The 12386-nt window shown below is 45.6% G+C and carries 14 protein-coding genes; 2 read left to right on the top strand and 12 right to left on the bottom strand.

Features of this window, described 5'->3' with window-relative positions; genetic code table 11:
* Positions 1-3 precede the first annotated feature (3 nt).
* The 4 genes from P855_RS0102340 to P855_RS21995 form a co-directional block, all read right to left on the bottom strand.
* Positions 4-276 carry a hypothetical protein gene (locus tag P855_RS0102340; protein ID WP_028782088.1) on the bottom strand — a complete coding sequence of 91 codons (273 nt, stop codon included), beginning with the start codon at positions 274-276 and terminating at the stop codon, positions 4-6.
* A 72-nt stretch (positions 277-348) separates the two neighbouring features.
* Positions 349-552: a hypothetical protein gene (locus P855_RS0102335; RefSeq protein WP_152526167.1), complete on the bottom strand. Its 204-nt coding sequence runs from the start codon at positions 550-552 to the stop codon at positions 349-351.
* Between the two features lie 136 nt (positions 553-688).
* Complete coding sequence (locus P855_RS0102330) at positions 689-1030, bottom strand: DUF1360 domain-containing protein (RefSeq protein ID WP_028782086.1); 342 nt, start codon at positions 1028-1030, stop codon at positions 689-691.
* 120 nt (positions 1031-1150) lie between these two features.
* Positions 1151-1543, bottom strand: coding sequence for a hypothetical protein (locus tag P855_RS21995; protein WP_161628799.1), 393 nt, complete (start codon positions 1541-1543; stop codon positions 1151-1153).
* Between the two features lie 189 nt (positions 1544-1732).
* On the opposite strand from P855_RS21995, the gene P855_RS0102320 reads away from it, so the two are divergent.
* Entirely contained in the window at positions 1733-2188 is a 456-nt protein-coding gene (locus P855_RS0102320) for a CotY/CotZ family spore coat protein (protein WP_028782084.1), read from the top strand.
* A 51-nt stretch (positions 2189-2239) separates the two neighbouring features.
* Here the strand turns inward: P855_RS0102320 and P855_RS0102315 are convergent, their stop codons facing one another.
* The 5 genes from P855_RS0102315 to mgtE form a co-directional block, all read right to left on the bottom strand.
* The gene (locus tag P855_RS0102315) at positions 2240-2743 is read right to left on the bottom strand and encodes a CotO family spore coat protein (RefSeq protein WP_028782083.1); all 504 of its coding nucleotides are present in this window, start codon (positions 2741-2743) and stop codon (positions 2240-2242) included.
* A 133-nt stretch (positions 2744-2876) separates the two neighbouring features.
* Positions 2877-3749: a DMT family transporter gene (locus tag P855_RS0102310; RefSeq protein ID WP_028782082.1), complete on the bottom strand. Its 873-nt coding sequence runs from the start codon at positions 3747-3749 to the stop codon at positions 2877-2879.
* Positions 3750-3905: 156 nt separating this feature from the next.
* Positions 3906-4682 (bottom strand): enoyl-ACP reductase FabI, encoded by a 777-nt coding sequence (gene fabI, locus P855_RS0102305; protein ID WP_028782081.1) that lies wholly within the window; start codon positions 4680-4682, stop codon positions 3906-3908.
* Positions 4683-4959: 277 nt separating this feature from the next.
* Complete coding sequence (locus tag P855_RS0102300) at positions 4960-6825, bottom strand: monovalent cation:proton antiporter family protein (RefSeq protein WP_028782080.1); 1866 nt, start codon at positions 6823-6825, stop codon at positions 4960-4962.
* Between the two features lie 20 nt (positions 6826-6845).
* Positions 6846-8210, bottom strand: a complete 1365-nt coding sequence (mgtE, locus tag P855_RS0102295; protein WP_028782079.1) for a magnesium transporter — start codon at positions 8208-8210, stop codon at positions 6846-6848.
* A gap of 1086 nt (positions 8211-9296) precedes the next feature.
* Between mgtE and prpE the strand changes: the two genes are divergently transcribed.
* Positions 9297-10034, top strand: coding sequence for a bis(5'-nucleosyl)-tetraphosphatase PrpE (gene prpE / locus P855_RS0102285; RefSeq protein WP_028782077.1), 738 nt, complete (start codon positions 9297-9299; stop codon positions 10032-10034).
* Here prpE and P855_RS0102280 read toward each other — a convergent pair.
* The 3 genes from P855_RS0102280 to P855_RS0102270 are packed head-to-tail and all read right to left on the bottom strand — an operon-like array spanning position 10031 to position 12381.
* Entirely contained in the window at positions 10031-10918 is an 888-nt protein-coding gene (locus P855_RS0102280; protein WP_028782076.1) for an RluA family pseudouridine synthase, read from the bottom strand. The genes prpE and P855_RS0102280 overlap by 4 nt on opposite strands.
* Positions 10915-11718, bottom strand: a complete 804-nt coding sequence (locus tag P855_RS0102275) for an NAD kinase (protein ID WP_028782075.1) — start codon at positions 11716-11718, stop codon at positions 10915-10917. The genes P855_RS0102280 and P855_RS0102275 overlap by 4 nt, the downstream gene beginning before the upstream one ends.
* Before the next feature lie 33 nt (positions 11719-11751).
* Positions 11752-12381 (bottom strand): GTP pyrophosphokinase, encoded by a 630-nt coding sequence (locus P855_RS0102270; RefSeq protein WP_028782074.1) that lies wholly within the window; start codon positions 12379-12381, stop codon positions 11752-11754.
* Positions 12382-12386: the final 5 nt, after the last annotated feature.

The raw sequence follows: 12386 nt of genomic DNA, 5'->3' as shown, positions 1-12386 counted from the left end.
TTACTAAATAGTTTCGCTGAAGTGCCGTCCTTTTCCTGTCAGATCAGAATAAACTTTTTCCGGGTAAGCTGCATGGATGTCATCCGGTCCATGCAGTTTCTTCTTTTTATGAAATGTTTTTTTATTGATCTTATCATTAGCTCTCGTGTGCAGCTGTCTGGTGTCCCATGTCACTTTATGAACACTGGAATACTGGAAAGGTGACTCTTTCGGCTTTACGGTTCGCTCTTGGTAATCGTCGTACTGATACATCGTTACTGGCAGAATATAACCCATGAAGCTCCCCTCCTTACAGCATACATACCCTTTTTGTAATAGAACTATACGTGTAAATGCCCTTTTCAGAGGCTATTCAAAAAATTTTCTTATACGGTCCGCTTTCGTTTCTGTCCGTTTCTCGAACTCGCCCATTTGCTTCGTGAACAGTTTCTCCAGTGATACCATCATCTGTTCGAATTCTGTCATCGTCTTTTCAGGCTTTTTCAAGTTCGGTTTTGATGTAATCAAATAATCAATTTCATCGATCATCCGTCGCATATGGCGAAAGTTCATGATTTCGCCTTCTTTCCGCAGCCGCAACCCTTCCGCTTCCTCGGCCTTGTGCGCTTCACTTGCTTTCGTCTTTCTCTATCCATGATGATCAGTCCTTTTTTCTATAGCTTATTCCATAGCGCAACGCCGGTGTAGTTCATTTATCCAGAAAAACGCGAAGAATAGCCGATGCGCCGGCGATTCCGAGCATCAATATCACCCAGTCAAAGTACGGGATAAATACCCACCCAGCCAGCAGGATTCCGCTCGCCCAAATGCCAGTACACCAATGACAGCTAAGTAGTTCGCCAACAAATGCCTGGAATCCTTTCCCTTTTACTTCGATGTACGTTTCCACGTTTCCTTCCTGATCGGTTTCTTCTATATAATGATGAAAAGGTGCACGAAGCCAATCCGTGATTGTATCGTCAACAAGCAGCCTGGTCAAGCGAAAACAAGCAAGTGTCAATAGCACGAAGTCCATCCATGTAATATCCAATCAGCCAGCCTCCTGAATGAAGATGATTTATGTAGCCCCATCCATCGGTATTGGATGGGAGATTTTTTTTGGAACCAGGCCGGTCCGCCGTGGCTGTCTTATTCTCCACGGCAGTCCTTATCAGTGACGACGGGAACTGCTTTCCATGTCATCGTGACGACGCCTGCGGCCAAAGAATGGATCTACCCGGTCGTCATCGCGACGGGAACTGCTTTCCATGTCATCGTGACGGCGCCTGCGGCCAAAGAATGGATCTACCCGGTCGTCATCGCGACGGGAGCTGCTTTCCATGTCATCGCGACGGCGTCTGCGCCCGAAAAATGGATCTACCTGGTCATCATCGTGACGGCGCCTGCGGCCGAAGAATGGATCTACCCGGTCATCATCCCTGCGATCATCGTGTCCCCTGCGGCCGTGATGGCGGTCCTCATCAGACTTGATGATGACTTTATCAGCCTGGATGACAACTTCATCAGCTCTGATATAGTTTTTATTCATGCAATTATCAGACATGCCCTTTCCTCTCCTTTTACTTCTATTGTTCGTTATTAGTCTATGAATTCGTGATGAATGCGTATGGGCTTTATCCGCGATATTTATTGCGCGATTCCCTAAAACCGCGACGAATGCCCACACCATAAGGGCGAGTGTTCATATTCTATTAAAGACAATACGTCAATAAAAGACGAAAGGGGAATTATAATGGGCTGTGGAAAAAAACATGACACAGGCAACTGCGTTTGCGACATTCTAAGAGAGATCCTCGATGCTCAGGAAGACGTCGTTACGATGGAATGTGAAACCAGCTGTGAACAATCCATTAATGATCTACTGGGAGAAATGGCTCCAACAGGGAAAGATACGGTTCCGGTACTGCTATACTGTAAAGGTAACTGTAAACCATTCAAAGGCTTCGGAGCCCCTAGAGGTGATGTGGGTGACGTGATGGGAAGCTTCTACTTCCGAGTCAAAGACGTGGATAAGGATTGCTGCGCAACGCTTGAACTACTGCGTGACGAAGGTGACAACAATGATAATCCTGATAATCCAGTCGAGCAAAAAACAGGCAACCTTCGAACTACCGGCATCTGCATTACAGTCGACTTAGACTGTTTCTGCCACGTCACTTGTCTTCCAGCAATCGATGCATTCTCGTAACATCTAAAAAGTCGCGTCCAACCTGGGCGCGACTTTTTCTGTTTGTACGATTTAAAATCCGATTAAATTAATATCTTTGATATCCTCAAAATTGATTTCTTTTCGAAACGGGCGCTGGAATGTTTTCATATGGACGATTCCATCCTGATAAGCGTTGATATATCCGCGCAGCTTTCCCTCTTCTGTTTCCACTTCACACTTCATTTTTGGAATCTGGGATGGAAGATTGACAAAATACGTCACCTTTTCTTCTAAAGTCATATCCCGAAACCGCTGTCTCCTGTCTCTGGCAGATCCTGTTTGAGACTGACTTTTGGTTTCCTGTTCGGCCTCCGGCTGGTGATGTTCAGTCTTCTGCTTCATCCGGGCAGGTTTTTCTTCCGCTTGCTCGCGGTGCTGCTTCCCTTCAGGTTCGGGCGCGGCTTTTGCTTTTTCTTGTTCCTTGGCTATTTTTTTTCCATGGTAAGTCGTCTGCATCGAAGCCTTGCTAGGGGCGAAATCCGGCTGTGCAATATAAAGCATCGGGCGTTGTTCAAGCTTACTCTGCTTGCCCATAGATGTGCTCCCTCCTTAGCCTGTTCTCCGTCTTTTCATATATATGCCCAGTTTTAATGAAATGTGCATGCGAATATAAAAAAGGAACCCCCCCTCGCTTCCGGAAGTTCCTTCTCTTGTTCGGGATATTCGTTTAGCTTCTTAGCCGTGTACTTAATATGGTAATGGTAATCAATATAATGCCGATTCCTATCGTTTGAGTTAAGTTGAGGACTTCCCCTAAGACCACCAATCCAAATAGAGAAGCTGTTACCGGCTCCACCATTGCAATAATAGAGGCAGCAGTTGGAGAAGTTCTTTTCAACCCCTCCATATAAAAGAAGAAAGAAATTCCTGCACCGATAATCCCGAGGACTATAAACCAAACTAAGTCGCTCGAATAAATCACAGCCAGCGCCTGGCCATGATCGATAAAAATAAGTAATATGATGGTAAAGGCAATAAAAGCCACGCTTAATACAAAGGGAGGATGGCCATCTTCCGAAGCATACTTAAAGCCGAAAATAAAAAGAGCGTATGAAAGACCAGACAATAGACCGGCAGCAATTCCTAAAGTATTTAAGCTGCCAATTCCTATCTGATAAACATTCGTCAGCATACTAATTCCAACCATTACGATAAGTATCGAAATTAACTTAAATGGGGTTGCGCGCTCCATGCGAAATAAAAATGATATCACAAATACAAACAAAGGAGCCGTATACATCAAGGTAGCAGCTACAGCTACGCCAGTTTCAGAAATGCTCAGAAAATAAAAGCTGAAATTCCCAGCGACGCCGATACCAGCCAGTATAGACCAGGTAATCACCTTAGAACTGTTTTTTACTGTATTTCGTTTAGAAGAGATAAGCAGCCATAACAAAAGGCAAACAAGGCCAACTGCCCCTCTGTAAAAAGAGATTACGAGAGGATCCCACCCCTTGTCCATCAATATTCCTGCCAATCCTCCGGATACACCCCATAACATGGCTGCCAGTATAACAAACCCTATCCCGAATAATCGCAATCAACATTCTCCTCTAATTGAGTATTACTTTCTTGTTCAGGTGGTAATACCCAGAATTCCTTCAGATAAAACTTTAGACAGATGGCAGAAAGCTATTTTTAAGCAGTAAAAAAGCTTGAGGGGTGTACACCTCAAGCTCTCTGGACAGTTATTTTTTTAGAATCCGATGATATTGAAACCGGAATCGACGTGGATGATTTCACCAGTCACCCCGCGGGATAGATCACTCAATAGATAGTAAGCTGTGTCGCCTACTTCTTCCTGGGAAACCGGACGACGGAGGGGAGCACGCTCTTCGATTTCTTTCAGAATCGTGTTGAAGCTGCCGACACCTTTTGCGGATACGGTACGGATCGGGCCAGCGGAAATGGCATTGACACGGATACCGTGCTTTCCAAGGTCATTAGCCAGGTAACGCATGCTCGCATCCAGGCTCGCTTTTGCCACACCCATGACATTGTAATTATTAACGACTTTTTCGCCGCCAAGATACGTCATGGTAACGATACCGCCGCCTTCGGTCATAAGCGGATAAGCTTCTTTAGCTACGGCAGTCAACGAATACGCGCTGATATCATGCGCCAGCTTGAAACCGTCACGTGTGACGTTCATATATTCACCGTTCAACTCGTCCCGGTTGGCAAACGCGATGCAGTGCGCCAGACCATGAATCGTGCCAACATCATTTTTGATGTCAGCGAACGTCTTTTTGATCGCTTCATCATCGGTTACGTCACATTCATAGAATAAAGCATCCTGCCCTTCCAGTGATTCGCCAAGATCTCTGACCGGCTTTTCAAAACGTTCATTCGCATAAGTGAAAATCAGACGTGCCCCTGCTTCATGAAGGGAACGTGCAATTCCCCACGCAATGCTTCGCTTGTTCGCTACGCCCATGACGACGTATGTACGGCCTTCTAAAGAAAAATTCATACCATTAACCTCCTTGAGGTGATTTTTTTAAGTATTATGGTTTGTTATTAGTACCTGCTACTATTTTATCGGAAACCTTTCCTAAATACAAATAATGATGCAGTTTTAGCAAAAGAAAATCAGCAGTTTTCCCATTCTTTTTTATTTACGATTGTTTAGCATGTAGCCGTGAATAGCACACAAGCCAATTCCTGCCAATTTTGCAATCAAAAAATCCACCTGACTCTAATGGCCAGGTGGATCATCTTATCGTTACTTTTGCCTACCGTAAATGTGCCTAACACCATTCACAGTATTCGAGCTGCATTTTCAGTTCCTCCACGTACTCGGGTGAGCCCGTGACAATCAGGTGATCGAACATTCGCAGTTCGGTATCCCCGTGCGGGACAATCGAGTCCTCACCCCGGAAAATCCGCACCATGATGACATCGCCGGTAAATGGAAATTCACGCAGACGTATCCGGTCATACATAGGATTGTTCATATTGATCTGGAACAAGGCACTGTCCTGGTCTGTCAGTATTTCTACCACGTCCGGTGCTACGATCATCGCTTTCAGCAGCGCTTTGGTCGATAACATAACAGAGAAGACTTCTACTCCGAGATTCTTCAACTCCTGGTCAAGTTCCGGAGACTCAGCCCGCGCGATGACCCGTTCCACGCCGTTATTTTTGGCGAACTTCGCAATTTCAGCGTTTTTCACCTGGTCACCGGTGGAGGCCACGATAATATCAACGTCGAAAACACCTAGTTCTTTCATTCTCCCCAGATCGTAATCGGTGAGTTCCTGGATATCAAAACAGGAGCGGCTGATATTTTCGTCGACTTTATCAACCTTCGTGTGATAAAGGTGAGTCTCATATAAATTTTCATCGAGCTCACGAACGACCGGTAATGTCTGGCGGTTGGAGCCAATGAAAGAAACGGTTTGCTTATGATTTTCTTCCTCAAAACGTCCGTATATTTTCTTAAAAGCGATCGGCGTAATCAGACAAGTCAGGACAGCAACAAGAATCAGCGCCCCCTCCATCTGCTTGTCGATCATTCCTTCCCGCTCTCCGATAGTGGCAGCAGCAATGACCAACGATAAGGTGGAAGTCAGCAAAAATCCCGATCCGACCACAGTTTTCCAGTCATACCATTTACGCAAAATCAAAGCAGGAACCATTTTAGATAAGAACAATGCGATCAATAATAACGGAATCAACAGAACTACCTGAGGATTGCCGAACAATTCCCAGATATCGATTTCCACCCCGACCATAACAAAGAAAATCGGGATCAGGAACCCATAACCAAAGCTATCCATCCGCTTCACGAGCTCAGGGTTAGGAGATAAAAGGGAAACCAGTGTACCAGCAAGGAAAGCACCCAGTATATTTTCTGCACCAACTGTTTCTGAAATAGCCACGAGCAGGATGATCAAGGTGAAAACTGCCCGGGTGTCGATCTGGATTGTCCCTTTGGTCATCGTTTCCATAAAGGATTGATGACGATAATATTTTCCGACGAAATAAAGCAGGACACCTGTGCCAAAGAGAACAAGCAGCAGCCACATATTCCCGCCGCCTTCTCCGTAGATTGAAACGAATACAGCAAGTAAAATCATCGTAGCCAAATCGGCAATTACCGCAATCATAAGAATGGTCTGGCCGATGGTTGATTTCATCATCTGAGCATCCTTCAATGTTGGCACGACTACCCCCAGGGAAATGGTCGATATGATCAGAGTCATCAGGAACAGGTTATCAATAAAACCGACTAAAACGAACAGATAAGACAACCCTAGGGAAAGGACGAAAATAGCAGCAAATACCATCAATGAAATCCACAGTGGATTTGGTGGCTCGATGCCTTTATTTTCCGGTTTCTTTGCTTTCTTCTTTTTACCGAAAATCGAAAAATCGATTTCCAGGCCACTCAGGAACATGAGAAAAATGAAACCGAGTGTCGAGAGGATCTCGATCCAGCTTCCTGATTCATTGACGATATCGAAGCCACTTTTCCCAATGATCAGACCGACAATGATTTCGGCGACTACTACAGGAATAGCTCGTAACTTGAATCGATGCATAAGAATCGGAGTGAGGAAAGCTGCTAGAATTACAATAACTAATGAGGTGACGGAAGCGCCATGCGCCATTTAATCGTCCCCCTTTCTATTTATGTCAATAGGTTCATGAATGCTGTCGCCATCCCGAAATAAATGAGAACTGATATGATATCATTAATGGTAGTGATAAAAGGGCCAGATGCTACAGCGGGATCGATATTGAGCCGATCCATAACTAAAGGAACGAGTGAACCTGCCAACGTAGCCACAACAAGGGTAGCAAAAATAGATAGGCCGACTAACAAACCAAGGTAAATATCGTTCTGCCAAAAGTAGATGATGAGCGTAGCTAAGACCCCGCAGGAAGCTCCGGTAATTGCTCCAGTTGCCGCTTCCCTCATGATGATTTTCCTTTTTCCCTGTTTGTCAATCTCTCCAGTCGCCATCCCGCGTACAGCGACAGCGAGTGCCTGGGTACCGGTATTACCTGCCATCCCTGCAATCAGCGGGATGAATATCGCTAAGATCGGTACGACATCCAGCGTATCCTCGAACCTCCCGATCAGACTGGCCGTCAGACTGCCTAAAAACAAGAGGATAATCAGCCATGGAAGCCGTTTTTTCGCTGAGGCGAAAGCATGGTCATCAGGACTGTCGACATCACTGATACCGGCGAGTTTAGAATAATCCTCGCTTGCTTCCTCTTCCATGACATCCAGCACGTCATCGACTGTAATGATCCCAAGCAGATGATTTTGAAAGTCAACGACAGGAAGCGCAAGGAAATCGTAGTCCCGAAACATACGCGCGATTTCTTCCTGGTCTTCACCTACAGCTACAGAAACAAGCCGCTCATTCATTACTTCAGAAATCAACCATTCATCTTCCGCAATGATTAAGTCTCTTAATGATATGACACCGACTAAATGTTTATCTTCATCTATGACATACGTATAGTAAATTGTTTCTGCATCTGGTGCTTCCCGGCGCAGGTGCAGCATCGCTTCTCTGACGGTCTGGTTCGCTTTGACGACAACGAACTCAGTCGTCATGATACTACCCGCTGTCTTCTCCTCATAATGCAACAAGTCTTTGATTTCATCGGAATCGGTATCGTCCATGATTGTCAAAAAGCTTGCCACTTTGTTTTTATCTAAAGAATTGAGAATGTCGACCGCGTCATCCGTCGACATATCCGCAAGTACCTGTGAGGCAAGGCGTGGATCCATTTCCGAGAAAAACGGCTCGACATCTTCATAATCGATGTGTTCCATCACTTCTGAAATTTCTTCAGGAGATAAGTACATATAAACTTTCATACGGACCTCTGTGTCCATATCCGCAAAAATACTAGCTTGATCATATGGATGCATTTCCAGGAATTCAGCACGGAACTGATCGATCTGGTCGTTCAGCAAAGCCTCTTGCACTTTTTCCCACATTATTTCCCGTTCATCTGTTTCCAAATGTTCCATCAGAAATCCCTCCCCAAGTTCAAGCCAGATTCATTTTGACCGTTATATCGTAATGGCAGCGACAGGCTTTGTCAATAAAATTATTCATTAAAAATACATGGTAGTAGTTTATCAAATAAATGTGCAAAAATGGAACTGATAAGACCAGGGATGCTATCATACAATTCAGTTTTCCGGACTTACTTTCTAGTGTGACCTATCGTGCCATTCTTATTGAAATTTCACTTCTAACGATTTTAATGAGCGAGGAATGGAAATAATAACAGAAACAATTCTTACATAAGGCTTTGTATAAGATGTTTATTATGCATAAGACGCTTATTCAACAAAAGGGCCGTATTGTGGAAGACTCAGTTTCAAGGTTCTTTACCATAAAAGCGTTAGGGGTGGCTTGGAAACTACTCGCTTTCCAGCTTCATCGCCTAGACACTCGCGACATAAGCAGTCCATCAACGGGAAGAAAGAACCCTTCCCTTTTGCTGTTCTGCTTATGCGTGTCGTGTCTCCCAAGGCGATTATGCATTCATTTCTTTCCTGCGGGGGACCTGGCGAGCTTCCTCGGGCTATCGCCCTGCGGGATCTTGCCTAGCTCCTTCTCCCGCGGGAGTCTCGCAGTTTCCCAACCACCCCATCCGAAGGATGAGAGAAACGAACCCCTGCCATAAATGAAGATGTCTTCCATAAACCATATAAACCTATGATGCATGTTATAAGCACATTTTTATGAGTAGCTCTCCCTATGCTTGAAGGACGGCATACCGAAGTTTCCGTTTTGCTCACTTAACGCAAGGAGGATCGGGAAATTGCGAGTCCTCGAAAATGCTACGCATTTTCTTCGTGCGGTGTCTATTCAAGAAGCTCATTCAAAGTCCAATGGGAGGATAGGACATGGTGAGATCCCGCAGGGCTTTAGCCTGAGGAAGCTCACCGTCCGCCCATGGAAAGCGAGTGATTTCCCGGACCTCCAAATGCCCATCACCATAACGGAAACAGTTTCTCTCGAAACTGAGTATTCCATAAAAGGGAGCTTATCTGTAACATCAGCAGGGAGATATAACAAACCTTACATAAGGAAGGAGAATTTCTATGAAAGTAGATATCATCGGGGACATACATGGATGTCTCGACGAAATGAAAGTTTTATTCTGTGAAATGGGCTACGAGGAGGATGATGGTGTCCCTGTGCATCCGGATGGCAGGGTACCGGTTTTCCTTGGCGACATTACCGACCGGGGCCCCGATTCGATTGGCTGCATCCGATACGTCTATAAGCTGGTAGTAGAAAAAAATAAAGGAAAATATGTCCCGGGAAATCATTGTAATAAGCTGTACCGCTTTTTTCTGGGAAACAAGGTACAGGAAAAACATGGCCTCGAGACCACGACCGCAGAATATCGCAACCTTTCCTCAAAAGAACAAAAGGAAATACGCCATCACTTCATGAAATTATATGAAGAAGCACCGTTATACTTGGAGCTTCGTGAAGCCAATGCTGTCGTGGCTCATGCCGGCATCAAAGAAAGCTTTATCGGACAACAAGGGAAAAAAGTTCGTACATTCGTGCTCTATGGAGATATTACCGGAGAGAAACATGAAGATGGGAGGCCTGTGCGCCGCGACTGGGCGCAGGCCTATGAAGGTAACCGCTGGATCGTCTACGGCCATACACCGGTACGAGAGCCGCGGTTCGTTAATAATACGGTAAACATTGATACCGGATGTGTATTCGGAAACAAATTGACCGCTTTCCGGCTGCCCGAAGAAGAAATTGTCAGCGTTCCTTCTGAACAGCCATTCGTAGAAGAAAAATTTCGACTGGATTAAGCTTTATTCATAGCCGAAAACATATCCCGGGGAAGTTCTTTCTGGCAGACGACTGTTTCCCTGGTCAATGGTTGCGTAAAGGCAAGCCTGTGGCAATGCAGGGCTTGCCTTTTCATTAGGTAAAGCGACCCTCCATACAAATCATCGCCGGCAAGGGGATGTCCAAGGTAGCTCATATGGACACGAATCTGGTGAGTCCTACCTGTAACCAGCTCTACTTGTACCAGTGAATGCCGTTCGAAAGATTCGAGAACCTCGTAACGAGTGGTGGCAGCCTGGCCATCTTCACGGACCTCTCGTTCAATGATAGAGCCATCTTTTCTTCCGATGGGAGCTTCGATAGTTCCCTTCGACTGACCCAGGTGTCCATCTACCAGTGCCAGATACGTTTTTTTTAATGAACTTGGATGAGGGGCGGCAAGCAGGGAGTGGCTGTAGGCATGTTTGGCGATCAGGACCAGTCCCGACGTATCCCTGTCGAGACGGGTGACAACATGGATCGTACTCGGAATTCCGTTCTGCTGATAATAAGCGATGATGCCATTTGCGAGTGTGATATCATGGTTCATCGAGGGCATGATTGCAAGGCCTGCTGGTTTATCGATAACCAGCACATCCTCATCCTCATAAACGATAGACAGCTCCATCTCGACCGCTTCCAGCCGCTTCGCTGGTTCCACAGCCGGAAGAATCACTTCCAGTTCGTCTCCAGCTGCAAGTTTTTTTCGTACCGTAACAGCTATTCCGTTCAATTTTAATCCTTGCCCCTGCTTGATCTGTTTCAGCAATTGGCGAGAAAATGCCCGCACAGCAATCAAATATTCCCGTACGAGCATCCCCTCATGCTGCTTTGTTATTTTCCACGTCCAGCTCCAGTGCTTCATTCTTTATCATCCGCCACGAATGAATCTCTGACCCGTTTCCAAAATGGGAACGGCCGGAACCTGGCAAACCGGACTTTTTCTCTTGCAACTCGGCACTGGATCGATTTTACTTCTTTATACGTATGGGTATAGTGATCGACCGTGATCATGAAACTCTTATCTGAGGTCGGCTTCAGCAGGCAAGTATGGTGGCTTGGTAAAATCAACGGTGAACCGATGGTACGGAAGACGCGATTGTTGATGGAAGCCATTTCCGCAATCTGAATTGATTCCAGTGATGGATGGATAATGGCCCCGCCAAGTGCTTTGTTATAGGCGGTACTGCCTGAAGGTGTTGAAATACATAACCCGTCGCCGCGGAACGTTTCGAAATGCTCCCCTTTGATATCGACATCGAGCACCACGGAGCCTTCCGAGGTCTTGATGGTACATTCGTTAAGCGCTAAATATTGTCCTTCTTCTCCGCCGTTTTTCAGCCGGATAATCAGCTCAAGCAATGGATATTCGACAACCTGGAAAGGCGTACGTGCGACATCGATGATCAGCTTTTCCACTTCATCAGGAGTCCAGTCGGCATAGAACCCCAAGTGTCCGGTATGTATCCCCATGAAGGCTGTCTTGTCCAGCCGATGATTGTAGTTATGAAAAGCTTCCAGAAATGTTCCGTCACCGCCAACAGATATCACGATTTCCGGTTCTTCATCACAATACTCCATATCAAACTCTGACAAATAATTTTTTATTTTTGAACGGATTTCATTCGAATTTTTATCGCCTCTTGATAAAACGGAAAATTTCATACGCTATGTCTGCTCCTTTCCAACTGCAGGCTGCTATTCTGGCTGATTCCCTTGTTCTTTGCGGTTAAACGCTTTCTTCGCGTCCTGTATTTCATTTTTGATTTTCGACATTTCCTCATCCAGCCGGAAGGCAGCTTCTGCGGCTCGCTTCAAGCGCGCCTTGACTTCTCCCGGAATCTGTCCGGAATATTTATAATTCAACGAGTGCTCGTTGGTCGCCCAAAAGTTCATCGCGAGGGTACGAATCTGAATTTCAGCAAGCACTTTTTTCTCGCCATGAATCGTTTCTACTGGATAGCTGATAATAAGGTGATAAGAGCGGTAACCGCTATCCTTCTTCTGAGAAACATAATCTTTTTCTTCAATGATTTCGAAATCGTGGCGGTTGTGGAGCATATTGGCAATGACATAAATATCATCGACGAATTGGCAGACGACCCGCACCCCTGCGATATCCTGGAGTTCCTCCTCGATATTAGCCGGGTTAATCCCACGGCGTTTCATTTTTTCAATAATGCTTGTTCTGGGCTTGACGCGACCGGTGACAAACTCAATCGGTGAATGCTCCAGTTCATATTCAAATTGGGCACGCATCCCTTTCAGTTTCACTTTCAATTCATCAACCACTTGGGTATAGGGTGCCAAAAACACTTCCCAATCCATCTTTT

The sequence above is a fragment of the Thalassobacillus devorans MSP14 genome, from assembly GCF_000496835.1.
In the GTDB taxonomy this organism is placed as follows: Bacteria; Bacillota; Bacilli; order Bacillales; family Halobacillaceae; genus Thalassobacillus; species Thalassobacillus devorans_B.
Note: the sequence above shows the minus strand (reverse complement) of the source record. Positions and strands in the feature narration are given on the sequence as shown.